We start from the raw sequence: 15,728 nt of genomic DNA on the forward strand, positions 1-15,728 counted from the left end.
CTGGATAATCTTATTCTTGAACGCAAAAAACCGAAACCTGGCTAAGTGCTCCAGGCTTCGGTTAATCATTCGTTACATATCTTTAATTCGGTAAATCCATGGAATAGTAAATAGAATAGAGGTCATACACCCGAGTAAGCCATAAACCCACCATCTACAGGAATAACCGTACCTGTAACAAAACCGGACTGACGTTCATCTGCCAGCCACATCAGCGTGCCTAGAAGATCTTCCGGTTTGCCGAAGCGGCGCATTGGCGTGTGCGCAATGATTTTACTTGAACGTTCGGTCGGCGAGCCATCCGGCTTAAGCAGCAGATTACGGTTTTGTTCAGTCAGGAAGAATCCTGGTGCAATGGCGTTTACTCGGATTCCCGATTCGGCCAGATGTACCGCAAGCCATTGCGTGAAATTGTTAATCGCCGCTTTGGCTGCACTGTACGCAGGAACTTTGGTCATGGGCGAAGGGGCACTCATGGACGAAATATTAATGACGGTAGCTGGAACATCACGTTCTATCATTTGTCTTGCGAAGATTTGGGTAGGGATGAGGGACCCAACAAAGTTCAGATCCATCACCTGACGGAATCCCTCGACACTTACATCAAAAAAAGTAGTGATATCCGGCTGCTCCAAATCTTCCTGTCTGAAAATTTCATTCGTGGTATTGGCGCTGGCATGGTTGCCACCCGCTCCGTTAATAAGGATATCGCAAGGTCCAAGCTTCTCCTGAACAACAGCTGCTGCCGCTATTACACTATCGGTCTGGGTCACATCACAAGCTACAGCGATCGCTTTTCCACCCGCAGACTCAATTGCTGCAACAACTTCTTCCCCTTTGGATACGGTACGGTTCAGAATGGCTACACTTGCGCCATGTCGCGCGAGCTCTTCAGCCATAGAACGACATAGAACACCTGCCCCGCCAGTAATTACAGCTGTTCTGCCTTCCAGACGAGTTGATCTTTCTTTGGTAAATTCACTCATGCTTTTGACCTCCTTTGCAGGGAGTCCCAAACGCCCCACAGATACATAATTCCCAGAGCCCGATCATAGAGTCCATATCCCGGTCTACATTGTTCTCCCCAGAGATGACGTCCATGATCCGGTCGTGCATAACCTTCAAATCCAATATCGTGATAGGCTTCCACAACACCGGCAATATCGACATTTCCATCCTGACTGCGGTGGGATGTCTCGATAAAGTCTCCATTATCATAGATTTTTACATTACGGATATGAGCAAAAGGAATACGGTCCTTGAACTCGTGGATCATACCGATAATATCATTGTTTGGATTAGCTCCAAGAGAGCCACTGCACAACGTTACACTATTGTAAGGGCTATCATACAAGTTCAGATATCTGCGAACATTGTCTTGACTCGTAATAATTTTCGGCAGACCAAAGATCGGCCAAGGCGGATCATCCGGATGAATGGCCATTCGAATACCTAACCGTTCAGCAGTAGGAATGATCTCCTGCAGGAAATAACGAGCGTGTTCCCACATATCTTCCTCTGTTACATCCTTATAGGCTTCGAACAGACCTGTTAAATACTGCAATCGTTCCGGTTCCCAGCCGGGCATCGTCAATGCGGAATTTTCGGTAATGCGTCGAACCAATTCCAGCGGTTCAATATCGGCGATTTTGCTATTCTCGTAGAAGAGGGCGGTAGAGCCATCTTCCATCTCCTTATGCAAATCGGTACGCAGCCAATCAAAGATCGGCATGAAGTTGTAACAGATCACTTTAACGCCTACCTGGGCGAGTTTTTCCATCGTTTTTTTGTAATTCTCAATATATTGATCACGTGTAGGCAGACCGAGCTTGATGTCTTCATGAATGTTAACACTCTCAACGACATCCAGATGTAACCCGGCCTGATCTGCAGCAGCTTTGACTGCCAGAATTTTGTCCATGGGCCATTCCTCACCTGCCGGAACATCATGCAGCGCCCATACAATGCCTTCGACTCCCGGAATCTGCCGGATGTGGTCAAGTGTTACGGTATCATTGCCTTCTCCAAACCAGCGAAAAACCATTCTCATCACATTCACCTCATCAAGATTAGTTTAAAGAACAGGTAGATCCATCATCATTGAAAATAGGAAGGGTATGTATCCCGCAGGACAGCCAGATCCGTTACGGTCAAATGCAGATGTTCCTGCATAATGTGCTCTGCCGTTTGGGCATCATGCTGTTGTATCGCCTGTACCATGGATCGATGCTGTTCGAGCAAATGATCCCAATGATGATCCGAAGACAGACGGAGCATTCGGCTCCGGTTCAGATGCACGTTCATATGCTGGATCACGGACCAGGTGTTTTTTTTGTTACAGCCTGCAAAGAGAGTACTATGGAATTCCTCATCCAATCCGAACATTCGTTCATCATCCGGTTCAAGTATGCATTCCTGCTGCTGCGCAAGGTTCTGCTCCAATATTTTCATGTGTTCATCTGGAAATTGGACACACGCGAGCCGTATGACGGCACGCTCAAGCTGCTCACGCATGAAACGTGCTTCCTCCACGAGATCAACCTGAATCAGAGATACATAGGTACCTCGCTGCGGATAGACTTCCAGCAGACCTTCCTGCGCTAATCGGACAAAGCTTTCTCGAACAGGGGTCCGACTTACATTGAACTCAAGCGAGATCTCTTTCTCCGAGATGGCGGTACCCGGAGGCAGCTTCAAACTCAGAATCAACTGCTTCAACGTCGTATAGACCGCCTCACGAGAAGAGAATGCCTGTTTGTTCAGAGAAGACGGGTTAATTAAGGATGATAATAATTCGGCTTTGGACGAAGACCTAGGGGGATATTCCATAATCTCAACTCCTTCAAGAACATACTACCATACTTGTATGGTAGTATGGAAGCGCTTTATATAAGTTAGTCTAAAATTTATCGCACATGGCTTGCTGTTAGCGGGATGCTGGAGTAAACTATAGTCATTAGGTTCAAATGTTTAAACCAACAGACATGACAATTGTGATATCTGTAGACATATAATAGAGGTGAAACCATGGGACAAAAAGCGATATCTATTTTTCAAACCTGCATCCCCTTATTCCAGGTACTTAGCGACAATCATCGTCAGGCGATATTACTTGCTCTTAGTGAGAAGGGCAGCATGACAGTGAATGAAATTACAGAGCAGTTCAGCCTATCCCGGCCTGCTATATCTCATCATCTCAAGTTATTGCTTGAAAAAGGGCTCATCTCCGTAGAACAGAAGGGCACACAACGATATTATTCCGCTTCATTAAGGTCCTCGGTAGAGCTGTTGAAGGAACTGGTTGGCGCGTTGGAAGAAGAGTGCTTATAAGCAAGAGTTGTTAACATGCCTAGGCATGTGGGCTAAATGTTCGTATGTTTAAACGAATCATCATTAACTCGAAGAGGAGTTGTATTATATGAGTGTCATGCAGGAATTAAGCGCACATGAAGTCGAAGAAATTTTACAGCAGCAACGGCAGTTTTTTCGCTCAGGGGCTACTCGTTCGGCCGAGTCTCGCATTACACATTTAACCCGGTTGAAACAGGCGATTCAGAAGTATGAGTCCCGTCTTACTGAGGCGCTCTATCAGGATTTGGGCAAGAGTGAGTTCGAATCGTATACTACAGAGATTGGATTCATGCTGGATAGTATCACGCACACCATTCGGCAAGTGAAGAAATGGGTCAAGCCGGTCAAAGTCAAAACCCAATTCACGCTGATCGGGTCGAAAAGTTATATCATTCCTGAGCCTTATGGTGCGGTATTGATTATTGGACCTTTTAACTATCCATTCCAGCTGTTAATTGAACCCCTGGTTGGTGCGTTGGCAGCAGGCAATACGGCAGTCCTCAAAGCATCAGAGAACACACCAGCCGTCTCAGCTGTTATTCGCGAGATGATTAGCTCGGTATTCGAACCAGCATACGTTCACGTGGTCGAAGGAGCCAAAGACACCACCACGGCGCTTATTAATTCGCCTTTTGACTATATCTTTTTTACAGGAAGTGTACCCGTTGGCAAAATTGTCATGGAGGCCGCTGCCAAAAATCTCGTTCCAGTGACGCTGGAGCTTGGCGGTAAAAGTCCAGTCATCGTGGATAAGCATGCAGATATCAAAGTGGCTGCACAGCGTATTATATGGGGGAAACTGCTCAATACGGGTCAGACCTGCATCGCTCCGGATTATCTTCTTGTGCATGAACAGGTGAAAGATTCGTTGATCTCCGAAATGAAAGCAGCAGTGGAAATGTTCTTTGGCACAGATATTCAGCATAATCGAGATTATGGGCGAATCGTCAACAAGGCGCATTTCAAACGTCTCACTACCCTTATTGAACGCGATCAAGCCCTCGTCATCTATGGTGGTCAATCCGATGAGGAAGACCGCTTTATTGAACCGACATTTATTGATGCTGAATCGTGGGAAGCGGCAACGATGGAAGACGAAATTTTTGGTCCGATTCTGCCGATTATCAGTTATTCCTATATTGATGAGGCGATTGCAGGAATTGAGAAGCGGCCGAAACCGCTGGCGCTATATCTCTTTACATCAGATACACAACTACAAGATAAAGTGATGCGCGAGGTTTCTTTTGGGGGAGGATGCATTAACGATACGATTACCCATGTAGCCAACCCACGTCTGCCTTTTGGAGGGGTAGGACATTCCGGTCTTGGTTCATATCACGGGCGTTATAGCCTGGAGACCTTCTCTCATATGAAAAGTGTGCTCAAAAAGAGCACCAGATTGAACTTGTCGATTTTATATCCGCCATACGATAACAAGCTGAAGACGATTAAACGTCTTTTGAAATAAAAGAGAACCGGCGTTTAATCATATACAACGTAGAGGCCATACTGGAATGATCTTCAATGGATGAAGCTCATTCCGGAACAGGCTGTTCCTGTCTGTAGCGTGTGGGTGATATCCCTGACCAGCGCTTGAATTGACGACTGAAATGGGCAATATCCTTGTAACCTAACATGGCAGCGATGTTCTGAACCGAAAGCTTGGGGTTACCCAGCAGAACTTTGGCTTCATGCAGAACCATTTCAGATAAATATACACGTGGAGACTGACCATACACCTGCCGAAATACACGGTTACAATGCGAGGAACTGATGCCCAGCTCTGCTGCAATATCATCAATGCCATAATGGCTGTCGGACTCACGTCCCTGCTTGAACTGCTGACTTACCAGTCCTTGCAGCCTATTACGAATTTGATGGGCAAGTTCGATCTTTTCATATCCGTCCGTAAACATTTGAGCTGCTTCCTGAGAGACAGCCTCCCATAAATGGCCGAACAACTCAAATACCGCCGATTGCAGCTGCATGCGCTGCACCATCGTACTCGCCGCCCGGTTATCCGCAGAAGACATTAATTTGCGAAGTACAGGCTCGATCTGGTGGGTAACCGGACTATCTGCATCGAACAAAACCTGCTTGATTCGTGCAAGCAAAGAGAGAAATAACTGATCATCGATATCAAAATGCATGCAAAAATACGTAAACCCCTTGCCGTTATGGCTCAGGCTGGAATGAGTGCTTCCTGGAGGAATCAGGAGCAATTCGCCAGCCTTTTGAATATACAGTTTGCCGTTCACGGTCATATATTGTTCGCCTTCTGTTACATAATTCAGCTCATATTGTGGATGTTCGTGAGCTGGATAATCCCAATCCGCGCCGACACTTCGCAAATGTATAGCGAACAAATTCACCGTTGTTTGTACATCTGGGTAAAACACCTCATGCATACTCTCTCCCAGAGCGGGAGGCAAATAGGTGGAAGACATGGAAGACCCCCTTAATAAAAATAGAAACAGATGTAACCGCTTTATTTATATTATAGTCTATTAGCTTGATTTGGGTAAATATCCGATTGATTTGACCATGGTCTACGGTGGAATGCCCATGGTAGGATGGGGCTAATGAAAACGTATGCAAACCATTTTGAGAGGGGTCATCGTTCATGAGCACATCCAAGTCCATCTTTTATAATGCCCATCACTCACCGATCGGGGCTTTTGCCAGCTTTACGCTTGGATACAAAGGAGCCAAAGGCGGACTAGGCCTGGAGCTTGGCAAGCCAGCAGATCAGAATATATATATCGGTTTACAATCTCGCGACAGTGAGAACTACGAAGCTTTACCATTTTTCGAAGCCGTTGAAGATGCAAGCGTTCGATATGATGTAGAGAAAGTGGACAATTCGGATTCAGATCAGGTGTCTTCGGCCTCGACAGAAAATGGATTGAGCACACCAGCGGCAGCACAGGGAACACGCCCGCTAATTTCAGCGTTCCGCGATGAAGAGATTACGCGTGAGTTTACTTCGGGAACAGATACGTGGACGGCGGGTGATCTGACTTTCCGTATTTACTCACCTGTGCGTCCTGTACCCGAACCGCTGAGTGGCGATCGTGAAGCAATAATGGATGCGCTTGTGCCTGCTGTGCTGGTGGAGATAACAATTGATAACACGCAAGGACGCCAGTCGCGTAAAGCATATTTTGGCTACCAGGGAAATGATCCTTACTCAGCCATGCGTATCATCGGAGGACCTGAGGGTGGGGCATTAACCGGGGTTGGACAAGGTCGCCTAACTGCCATTTTATCTGCGGATGAGGGTCTATGGCCTGCTCGAGGATTTACATTGGAGAAGATATTGCAGGAGAAACATCGTGAGAATCTGGCCTTCGGTCTAGGTGAAACAGCTGCGTTGTTGATGGACGTTCCCGCCGGAGAGAAGCGTACGTACCAATTTGCCGTCTGTTTTTATCGCGGCGGGATCGTTACTTCGGGTATGGACACGACCTATTGGTATACACGTTATTTTGCAGATATCCAGGAAGCCGGGAAATATGCGCTTAACCGTTTCAACGAGCTGACTGCTTCCTGTAAGGAAATTGAGCAACGTCTCGGAGTAGCTGCTTTGAGTGAAGATCAGTCATTTATGCTTGCCCATTCCATTCACAGCTATTATGCAAGTACACAACTGCTGGATGCGGATGGAGAGCCGTTCTGGATCGTAAATGAAGGTGAATACCGGATGATGAATACACTCGATCTGACCGCAGATCAGTTGTATTTTGAACTTGCCTTAAACCCTTGGACCGTGCGTAACGAGTTAGAGTGGTTTGTGAAACGCTACAGTTATACAGATCAAGTGCGGTTCCCGGGCGAAGAGAAAGAATATCCGGGCGGCATTACGTTCACGCATGATATCGGCGTAGCCAATGTATTCTCACGTCCAGGGCACTCGGCGTATGAGCTCGTGGGTATTGATGACTGCTTCTCGCAAATGAGCCACGAGGAACTGGTCAACTGGCTCTGCTGTGCAACTGTATATATTGAACAGACGCAGGATCGGGAATTTGTTAAGGAGATGCTGCCCGTCATTCGGGATTGCTTCGAAAGCATGTTAAACCGGGATCATCCAGATGAACACCAACGCAATGGTCTAATGGGGCTGGATAGCAGTCGTACCAAGGGCGGAGCCGAGATTACCACTTACGACAGCCTGGATGTGTCACTTGGACAATCCCGCAACAACATCTATCTGGCAGGCAAATGCTGGGCCGTCTATGTTGCACTGGAGAAGCTGTTCGCTGCAGAGAAGCTGGCTGAATTGTCTCATCATGCAGGACGTCAGGCGGATCGCTGTGCAGCCAGTATAGCAGCCCAGTTAACCGACGGTGGCTACATTCCGGCAGTGATCGCCGAAAATAATGATTCCCGCATCATTCCAGCCATTGAAGGCTTGGTGTTCCCATACTTCACCGGCTGTGAAGGCGCGCTGGATGTAAATGGCCGTTTCGGGCCTTACCTGCAAGCGCTTCGGACCCATTTTAAAACAGTTCTTGTCCCTGGTACTTGTCTGTTTGAAGATGGAGGCTGGAAGCTATCCTCTACGAGCAATAACTCATGGCTCAGCAAAATATATCTATCCCAATTCATCGCACGAGAACTGCTGGGCGTGGAATGGGATGAAATAGGGAAGGCTTCTGACGCTGCTCATGTAAACTGGCTGCTGCATCCAGAGGAATCCTACTGGTGTTGGAGTGACCAGATCCTGGCCGGTGTGGCGGTCGGAAGCAAGTATTACCCGCGCGGTGTAACATCGATTCTATGGCTGCTCGAAGGCAAAGGTAATCGTCTGGAACAGATCTATGCCAGCAAGGAGGCTGTACAATGAGCAACACAACCGTTCAATCCATTATCTCCGGCCCGCAATATGATGCGTGGCTTGGATATCTTCAAAGTCAATCCGCAGTGAAAGGGGCCGCCAAAAAGACAGCCCCCGTCTGGAGCCATACCGTGACTGTGGCGGAAGATCAGGAAATCATATCAACAGCATCAGCCGAGCTGACTCAGGGACTAGATAAGCTGTTTGGCATCAAACCGAAAGTTAATCAGGAAACTGTCAGTCAAGTGAGCAAGTCGGATTCAGCCCACCAGGAGGCACAAGGGATCTGGCTTGGCACATGGACAGGTTCAGAAGCCGTGGCTCAGGCCTTCAGCGACACGGAACGCTCTACTGTGCAGGGAGAAGGTTATATTATCCGCGAAGATAAAGAGCAGGGTAGGCTGTTTATTGGTTCTGAAACCCCTCAAGGTGTTCTATATGGTACTTTTCATTTGTTGAGAGAACTTGTTCTGGAGCAAGAAAACTCAAACGAAGTGCATCCTGCTGAGGGTAGATTAAGCTACATTTCAGAGCAGCCTGTTAATGCATTACGCATGATCAATCAGTGGGATAATGTGGACGGAAGCATTGAGCGTGGTTATGCTGGAAAATCCATTTTCTATGACAATGGAGAATTCACTCGTGACCTCGGGCGTATTCGAGATTATGCCAGATTGCTCGCTTCTACAGGCCTTAACGCCATTTCAATCAATAACGTCAACGTTCATCAGCGTGAGAGCCTGTTCCTGACGGAACGTTTCCTGGGTGATGTTGCGAAGGTTGCTGCCCAATTCAGAGCGTACGGTATCCGATTGTTCCTTAGCGCCAACTACGCTAGTCCGATCGAGATTGGTGGATTGCTTACGGCAGATCCGCTGGATGAACAGGTCCGTGAATGGTGGAACATTCAGACAGCCAAGGTGTATGCGGCAATCCCGGATTTTGGCGGCTATCTGATCAAAGCGGATTCCGAAAATCGGCCAGGACCCTTCACATATAACCGTGATCATGCCGATGGAGCGAACATGCTGGCCGAGGCACTTCGCCCGTTTGGTGGACTGGTAATATGGCGCTGCTTCGTCTATAACTGTAAACAAGACTGGCGTGACCGCTCCACGGATCGTGCACGGGCGGCATATGACCACTTCAAACCACTGGATGGCCGATTTGCGGATAACGTCATTTTGCAGATCAAGAATGGGCCAATGGACTTTCAGGTTCGCGAGGCCGTATCTCCACTGTTCGGAGCAATGGAGAACACAAATCAGGTATTGGAGTTCCAGATTACGCAAGAGTATACGGGTCAGCAGCGGCATCTGTGTTATCTGATTCCACAGTGGAAAGAAGTATTGGATTTTGATACGTTCGCCAAGGGGCCGGGTTCTGAAATCAAACGCATTGCTGACGGTTCTCTGTACAACAGGCCCTACAGCGGCTTTGCCGCAGTATCCAATATCGGTGCAGATGCTTGCTGGACAGGACATCCGCTCGCTCAGGCGAATCTATATGGATATGGAAGACTTGCTTGGAATCCAGAGCTGTCATCGGAAGAGATTGCGGAGGAGTGGGTCAGACTTACATTCGGACATGACGAAGAGGTCGTTCGTCTAATCTCTGGCATGCTTTTGAATTCACTCCATATCTATGAAAGTTATACGGCACCGCTCGGTGTAGGCTGGATGGTTAATCCGGAGCACCATTATGGGCCTAATGTGGATGGCTATGAATATTCCAAGTGGGGCACGTATCATTTTGCCGATTGTGATGGCATTGGTGTGGACCGGACAATGAGCAGTGGAACAGGATACACTTCCCAATACCACCGCGAAAATGCCGAAAGATATGAATCCGTAGATTCCTGTCCGGACGAGCTGCTATTATTTTTCCACCATGTCCCGTATACGCATGTTCTGAATTCTGGCAAAACGGTCATTCAGCACATTTATGATACACATTTTGATGGAGCAGAGCAGGCGAAAGCATTAGCACAGACCTGGAGACAGTTGGAAGGCAAGATTGATTCAAATGTATTTGATAAGGTGTCTGCGTTACAGGCAGGGCAGGCGGAGCACGCCAAGGAATGGCGAGATATGATCAATACGTACTTCTATCGCAAAAGTGGTATTGCAGATAAACAAGGAAGAACGATATATTAATCTGGATACGAGAGTATATAAAACAGTCGGATCTTCTTCGGAGGAAAGAACAACGTTGACATACACGAGAAGGAGGGAACATATGGGAGATCATCAATTACCCGAAACTATGAAGGCTGCTGTCATGACAGAGCCGGGGCACATCATCATTGAAGAACAGGCTGTACCACAGCCGGCTGAAGACGAAGTGCTCATTCAGGTGATGGCCGTTGGCGTCTGCGGATCGGATGTGCATTATTTTGAACATGGTAGAATTGGCCGATTTGTAGTTGAGAAACCGATTATACTTGGACATGAATGTGCAGGTATTGTAGCGGCTGTAGGCTCAAGAGTTTCACGGTTGAAAGAAGGAGATCGGGTAGCCATTGAGCCCGGGGTAACCTGCGGACGATGCACGGCATGCAAAGAAGGTCGTTATAATCTGTGTCCCGACGTGCAATTTCTGGCGACGCCTCCGGTGGATGGGGCATTTGTACAGTACATGACCATTCGTGAAGATATGGTTTTCCCGATCCCGGATCATCTGTCTTTTGAAGAGGCAGCCATGAATGAACCTTTCTCGGTTGGCATTCATGCTGCAAGACGCAGTAAACTGGCTCCGGGCACTACACTTGCCATTATGGGCATGGGGCCTGTTGGATTGATGGCCGTTGCAGCTGCCAAATCGTTTGGCGTAGAACGCATCATCGTCACCGATCTGGAGGAAGTGCGGTTAGAGGCTGCTCGTCGTATGGGCGCAACCCATACCATTAATGTACGGAACGAGGATGCACAGGCGGTGATCCGTGAGTTAACGAACGGCGTCGGTGTAGATACGGCTTGGGAAACTGCGGGGAATCCGAAGGCGCTTCAGTCGGCATTATATTCGCTCCGGCGAGGAGGCAAGCTTGCTATTGTAGGACTGCCTGCACAGGACGAAATTGCCTTGAATGTTCCTTTTATCGCGGACAACGAGGTGGATATATACGGAATCTTCCGTTACGCCAATACGTATCCGGCGGGAATTGAATTTCTGAGTTCAGGCCAGCATGATGTAATGTCCCTGATTACTGACCGTTATTCGCTTGAGGAGACGCAGCAGGCCATGGAACGGGCATTGCACAACAAAAGTGGCAGTCTGAAAGTGATGGTGTATCCGAACGGCAAATGAATCTAGTTCAAAGGAGCCCTGATATTTAGGGCTTCTTTTTTTGTATTTTTCGCCATAAAAGGATTAAATAAGCTTCCATAACGTGGTATAATGCTTGAAGATTTTAATATATAAAATGATACACACCAAATGGGTTAATCAGCATCTAGCGAAAGGAACTAAAGGTTGTGAGAACACATGAATTTATGATTCACTCTGATTTCCACCGAGATGATCTGATGTCTGTATCTTCGCAAGCGTCGCGTTTTGCCTCGGATATTTCATTGTCATTTATGGATGCGAATCATGAGCATCGTGTAGATGTCAAAAGCCTGCTCGGAATGGCGCTTCTCCCCATTCGACATGGCAGTGTGGTGAGATTGCAGACACGGGGAAGAGATGAACTGGAAGCATTGGAATATATGCTAAATGTACTTGAGAAGGGCTTAACTTGAACTCTCAAACCTGTGCAAATCACAGTGAATTGTAAAATATTTATCGTTTCTTCAATTCCGACTGGTACTTCGTCCAAAAAAAGAGTATAATAAAATTTAGTTCTATTCTAAGAAGTACCCATATTAAAGGAGTGTAAATAGATTATGCCAAAAGCTGATATCCATCCAAAGACACAAACAGTAATTTTCTTCGATGCAAGTGCTGATTACAAATTCCTGAGTTCTTCGACTAAATTCTCGAACGAAACAATGGAATGGGAAGATGGTAACTCTTACCCAGTAATCCGTGTGGACACTAGCTCCGCATCCCACCCATTCTTCACTGGTAAACAAAGAAACGTGGACATCGGTGGTCGTGTTGATAAATTTAACCGTAAATACAACATCAAATAGGTTGTCCAACCATTACAAAAAAACCTCAGGATTAGTCCTGAGGTTTTTTTGTATACATGCCGATAGGTAAACTCATGTAATTTAGAGTAAAGTAATTTTAATACCCATATATATTCAATTCCTCTAAAATTAATTCAACCAATTATTGCGCTTACAATAGTTTCGGATGTACACTAGGAAACAGAGTCAGACATATTGGAGGAGGAAATAGAGATGAGCAACATCAATCATATGGTAACGTTTACACTTTACGCAGGTAAAGATACACCAGAAGCAGAGGCATTTTTGAAAGAAAGTGCGGATGCACTGGCGAATATTCCCGGTGTAGAGCAATTCCAGGTCCTGCGTCAGGTGAGCGAAAAGAACGAGTTTGATTACAGTTTTTCGATGGTATTCGCCAATCAGGCTGCATATGATGCATATAATGATCACCCGGTTCACCGCAAATATGTGGAAGAACGGTGGGAAAAAGAAGTTAGTCGCTTCCAGGAAATCGATCTCATTCAGCACGGAAATTAATAAAATGATGAGTCTCATTGAACCAAACCGAAAATAGCATGAATTTCGAAAGCGTTTTCCAGTTTGATTAATGAAAATTAATGAGGGTTAAATCATTATTAAATCCTTCTTTTTTCATCACTAAATTTCGTGATTACACATGTGGCTCAAAGGAGGGGACTGTCCTTATGAAATTGGATCTTACAGGTAAAACGGCACTGGTGACAGGCGCAACCGGTCAATTGGGAAGGGTCATCGCTCGTACGTTGGCAGACTGTGGTGCTGATCTCGCGCTGCATTACATAAATAATGATACGAAGGCTAGAGAACTTCAGGTTGAGATTGAAGCCATCGGTCGGAAAACGGTCATTGTTCAGGGCGATATCACGAAGCAGGATACGGCATTTCGGATGCGGGATGAAATTCAGTCCAGCCTTGGCGATGTGGATATCGTGGTTGCCAATGCAGTCATCCAATATGCCTGGACAACGGTGCTGGAACAATCACCGGATGATTATATAAGTCAGTTCGAATCATGTGTGATGCAGAGTGTGTATCTTGCCAAAGCATTCATCCCTTATATGAAAGAAGCCAGAACTGGTCGATTCATTGGTATCAATACGGAATGTGCGATGCAAAATTTTGCTACCCAGTCTGCATATACGGCTGGAAAACGCGGCATGGATGGTTTGTACCGTGTGCTGGCGAAAGAGGTAGGCGAATATCAGATTACGGTCAACCAGGTTGCGCCTGGATGGACGATCAGTGAGCGCGACCGCAACAGTGAGTCGGGGCATGATGAGGGTTATATTCAAACTGTACCGTTGAAACGCAGGGGAGAAGATCAGGAAATTGCCAATGCGGTAGCATTTCTGGCTTCCGACCTGTCCTCGTTTATTACAGGAGCTTATATCCCGGTCAGTGGTGGCAATGTGATGCCTGCCATTTAATATTGATTTATGGATGTGAATGAATTACTAAATATGCAATGAACCGCTTTTTAAACCATAACAACCCATGATCCGTTTGTCAGTCCATGACAAGCGGATTTTTGTATATATCCATAAATACATATGATTTTGTTTCTAATTTCAAAAGATTGGGGTAAAAGAATAGGTAGTTTAACGCGGTGGAAACATAACTCAAAATAAGCGAATAAAGGAGACCGACCTGTCATGAAAAAAACAATTGCAGACGTTCTGGTCGAAGCACTATTGAACGCAGGCGTCAAACGCATCTATGGTATCGTTGGAGACTCCTTGAATGCGGTACTCGATTCCATCCGTCGTTCGGGTAAAATTGAATGGATTCATGTCCGCCATGAGGAAGTTGCTGCTTTTGCGGCCGGGGCAGATGCCCAAGTGAGCGGAAGTATCGCCGTATGTGCAGGCAGTAGCGGACCGGGAAACATGCACATGATTAACGGTCTGTACGACTGTCATCGGAACCGTGTACCGGTACTTGCCATCGCTGCTCATATTCCGAGTGATGAGATCGGGAGTGAGTATTTTCAGGCGACTCATCCAGAGTATTTGTTTCAGGAATGCAGTCATTATTGTGAAGTCATCACAACAGCCAAACAGATGCCGCGTTCCTTTACGATGGCAATGCAGACCGCAGTAGCGCGTTCAGGCGTTTCCGTCATTATACTGCCGGGGGATGTAGCGGCTTTAGAAGCGGCTGACCTGCCTGTGCCGGAGCATGTATATCATGCGACACAGCCTGTTGTACACCCTTCCGAACCTGAACTGCGGAAACTGGCGGAATTCCTGAATCAAGGCAAAAAAATTACGTTGCTGTGTGGTGCAGGCTGCGCCGGTGCACGTGAACCTCTGATGCAGCTCTGTGATCGCTTGAAATCCCCTATGGTTATTGCTTTGCGAGGCAAGGAATACCTGGAATACGATAACCCGTATTCGGTGGGCCTCACAGGATTAATCGGATATTCGTCTGGTTATCATGCCATGATGGACTGTGATGTGCTACTGATGCTGGGAACTGATTTTCCGTACCGTCAATTCTTCCCGGAAGATGCGGTTGTACTCCAAGTGGATATTCAGTCTTCACACCTTGGTCGCCGTACAAAGCTCGATTATGGAGTGTGCGGAGACATAAAGGCCACCATTGAAACATTATTACCTTATCTGACGGAAGAGCATAGCGACAAACATTTGCATAAAAGTGTGGAACGTTACGAGAAAGTTCGTAAAGAATTGGATGAGCTTGCCGTAGGTAAACCCGGAAAAACACCAATTCATCCACAGTATCTAACCAAGGTTATCAGTGATGTTGCAGCTGAAAATGCAATCTTCACCTGCGATGTAGGTACACCTACGGTATGGGCGGCTCGCTATATTGAAATGAGCCGCAATCGTCGATTGTTAGGTTCATTCAGTCATGGCACTATGGCGAATGCTCTTCCACAGGCAATTGGAGCACAGGTGTCTGATCCGGGAAGACAAGTGATTTCCTTGTCCGGTGATGGCGGCATTGCCATGCTGATGGGTGACCTTCTGACGCTTAAACAGCATAATCTCCCGATTAAAGTTGTCGTGTTTAACAACGGTGCACTCAGTTTTGTTGAACTGGAGATGAAAGCTGCCGGATTGCTTGAATCCGGTACCGAGCTCGTAAATCCCAACTTTGCCATGGTAGCTCAAGCGATGGGTCTCGAGGGGATACGGGTTGAAGATCCGGCTGATCTGGAAGAGGCTGTAGAGCGTGCATTGCAGCATGATGGCCCTGTTCTGATTGATGTTGTGGTGAACCGTCAGGAGCTGTCCCTGCCTCCGAAGATTAATATAAAACAGGCCGAAGGCTTCACCTTATGGATGATGAAGGCGGTGCTGAATGGGCGTGGCGATGAGCTGATTGAGCTGGCCAAAACCAATTTGCTAAGATAAGTA

Annotated in this window: 14 protein-coding genes; 10 read left to right on the plus strand and 4 right to left on the minus strand. The window is 46.9% G+C overall.

The window, feature by feature from the left end; translation table 11 throughout:
- Window positions 1–122: 122 nt before the first annotated feature.
- From PTQ21_RS21360 to PTQ21_RS21370, 3 genes are read right to left on the minus strand one after another with little or no spacing between them, the layout of a single operon-like run.
- Window positions 123–986, minus strand: a complete 864-nt coding sequence (locus PTQ21_RS21360) for an SDR family oxidoreductase (RefSeq protein WP_063563884.1) — start codon at window positions 984–986, stop codon at window positions 123–125.
- Window positions 983–2,050: a mannonate dehydratase gene (gene uxuA / locus PTQ21_RS21365; RefSeq protein ID WP_063563883.1), complete on the minus strand. Its 1,068-nt coding sequence runs from the start codon at window positions 2,048–2,050 to the stop codon at window positions 983–985. The genes PTQ21_RS21360 and uxuA overlap by 4 nt, the downstream gene beginning before the upstream one ends.
- A gap of 47 nt (window positions 2,051–2,097) precedes the next feature.
- A complete protein-coding gene (locus PTQ21_RS21370; protein WP_082935071.1) occupies window positions 2,098–2,829 on the minus strand; it encodes a GntR family transcriptional regulator in 732 nt (243 codons plus the stop codon).
- Window positions 2,830–3,027: 198 nt separating this feature from the next.
- Here PTQ21_RS21370 and PTQ21_RS21375 point away from each other — a divergent pair, with 198 nt between their 5' ends.
- Window positions 3,028–3,330 (plus strand): ArsR/SmtB family transcription factor, encoded by a 303-nt coding sequence (locus tag PTQ21_RS21375; RefSeq protein WP_063563882.1) that lies wholly within the window; start codon window positions 3,028–3,030, stop codon window positions 3,328–3,330.
- A gap of 97 nt (window positions 3,331–3,427) precedes the next feature.
- Window positions 3,428–4,819 carry an aldehyde dehydrogenase gene (locus PTQ21_RS21380; RefSeq protein ID WP_274570543.1) on the plus strand — a complete coding sequence of 464 codons (1,392 nt, stop codon included), beginning with the start codon at window positions 3,428–3,430 and terminating at the stop codon, window positions 4,817–4,819.
- Between the two features lie 67 nt (window positions 4,820–4,886).
- On the opposite strand, the gene PTQ21_RS21385 is transcribed toward PTQ21_RS21380, so the two are convergent.
- A complete protein-coding gene (locus PTQ21_RS21385; protein ID WP_274567058.1) occupies window positions 4,887–5,798 on the minus strand; it encodes a helix-turn-helix domain-containing protein in 912 nt (303 codons plus the stop codon).
- 176 nt (window positions 5,799–5,974) lie between these two features.
- On the opposite strand from PTQ21_RS21385, the gene PTQ21_RS21390 reads away from it, so the two are divergent.
- The 8 genes from PTQ21_RS21390 (at window position 5,975) to poxB (ending at window position 15,725) form a co-directional block, all read left to right on the plus strand.
- The gene (locus PTQ21_RS21390) at window positions 5,975–8,200 is read left to right on the plus strand and encodes a glycoside hydrolase family 52 protein (RefSeq protein ID WP_274567059.1); all 2,226 of its coding nucleotides are present in this window, start codon (window positions 5,975–5,977) and stop codon (window positions 8,198–8,200) included.
- Entirely contained in the window at window positions 8,197–10,347 is a 2,151-nt protein-coding gene (locus tag PTQ21_RS21395) for an alpha-glucuronidase family glycosyl hydrolase (protein WP_274567060.1), read from the plus strand. The genes PTQ21_RS21390 and PTQ21_RS21395 overlap by 4 nt, the downstream gene beginning before the upstream one ends.
- 82 nt (window positions 10,348–10,429) lie before the next feature.
- Complete coding sequence (locus PTQ21_RS21400) at window positions 10,430–11,497, plus strand: NAD(P)-dependent alcohol dehydrogenase (RefSeq protein WP_274567061.1); 1,068 nt, start codon at window positions 10,430–10,432, stop codon at window positions 11,495–11,497.
- A 167-nt stretch (window positions 11,498–11,664) separates the two neighbouring features.
- The gene (locus PTQ21_RS21405) at window positions 11,665–11,931 is read left to right on the plus strand and encodes an HPr family phosphocarrier protein (protein WP_063563877.1); all 267 of its coding nucleotides are present in this window, start codon (window positions 11,665–11,667) and stop codon (window positions 11,929–11,931) included.
- Window positions 11,932–12,075: 144 nt separating this feature from the next.
- Window positions 12,076–12,324 (plus strand): type B 50S ribosomal protein L31, encoded by a 249-nt coding sequence (locus PTQ21_RS21410; protein WP_063563876.1) that lies wholly within the window; start codon window positions 12,076–12,078, stop codon window positions 12,322–12,324.
- A gap of 213 nt (window positions 12,325–12,537) precedes the next feature.
- The gene (locus PTQ21_RS21415) at window positions 12,538–12,843 is read left to right on the plus strand and encodes a Dabb family protein (RefSeq protein ID WP_063563875.1); all 306 of its coding nucleotides are present in this window, start codon (window positions 12,538–12,540) and stop codon (window positions 12,841–12,843) included.
- A 167-nt stretch (window positions 12,844–13,010) separates the two neighbouring features.
- On the plus strand, window positions 13,011–13,772 hold the full coding sequence (locus PTQ21_RS21420; protein WP_090950098.1) for an SDR family NAD(P)-dependent oxidoreductase: 762 nt from the start codon (window positions 13,011–13,013) through the stop codon (window positions 13,770–13,772).
- A 225-nt stretch (window positions 13,773–13,997) separates the two neighbouring features.
- Window positions 13,998–15,725, plus strand: a complete 1,728-nt coding sequence (gene poxB, locus PTQ21_RS21425) for a ubiquinone-dependent pyruvate dehydrogenase (protein ID WP_274567062.1) — start codon at window positions 13,998–14,000, stop codon at window positions 15,723–15,725.
- Window positions 15,726–15,728 lie beyond the last annotated feature (3 nt).

The sequence above is a fragment of the Paenibacillus marchantiae genome (assembly GCF_028771845.1).
Taxonomy (GTDB): Bacteria; Bacillota; Bacilli; order Paenibacillales; family Paenibacillaceae; genus Paenibacillus; species Paenibacillus marchantiae.

Bases quoted from the DNA above. Each gene is read 5' to 3' on its own strand.
- PTQ21_RS21420 (WP_090950098.1), top strand. From the start codon at position 13,011: ATGAAATTGGATCTTACAGGTAAAACGGCACTGGTGACAGGCGCAACC.
- PTQ21_RS21385 (WP_274567058.1), bottom strand. From the start codon at position 5,798: ATGTCTTCCACCTATTTGCCTCCCGCTCTGGGAGAGAGTATGCATGAG.
- PTQ21_RS21415 (WP_063563875.1), top strand. From the start codon at position 12,538: ATGAGCAACATCAATCATATGGTAACGTTTACACTTTACGCAGGTAAA.
- PTQ21_RS21360 (WP_063563884.1), bottom strand. From the start codon at position 986: ATGAGTGAATTTACCAAAGAAAGATCAACTCGTCTGGAAGGCAGAACA.
- PTQ21_RS21370 (WP_082935071.1), bottom strand. From the start codon at position 2,829: ATGGAATATCCCCCTAGGTCTTCGTCCAAAGCCGAATTATTATCATCC.
- PTQ21_RS21395 (WP_274567060.1), top strand. From the start codon at position 8,197: ATGAGCAACACAACCGTTCAATCCATTATCTCCGGCCCGCAATATGAT.
- uxuA (WP_063563883.1), bottom strand. From the start codon at position 2,050: ATGAGAATGGTTTTTCGCTGGTTTGGAGAAGGCAATGATACCGTAACA.
- PTQ21_RS21400 (WP_274567061.1), top strand. From the start codon at position 10,430: ATGGGAGATCATCAATTACCCGAAACTATGAAGGCTGCTGTCATGACA.
- PTQ21_RS21375 (WP_063563882.1), top strand. From the start codon at position 3,028: ATGGGACAAAAAGCGATATCTATTTTTCAAACCTGCATCCCCTTATTC.
- PTQ21_RS21380 (WP_274570543.1), top strand. From the start codon at position 3,428: ATGCAGGAATTAAGCGCACATGAAGTCGAAGAAATTTTACAGCAGCAA.
- PTQ21_RS21410 (WP_063563876.1), top strand. From the start codon at position 12,076: ATGCCAAAAGCTGATATCCATCCAAAGACACAAACAGTAATTTTCTTC.
- PTQ21_RS21390 (WP_274567059.1), top strand. From the start codon at position 5,975: ATGAGCACATCCAAGTCCATCTTTTATAATGCCCATCACTCACCGATC.
- poxB (WP_274567062.1), top strand. From the start codon at position 13,998: ATGAAAAAAACAATTGCAGACGTTCTGGTCGAAGCACTATTGAACGCA.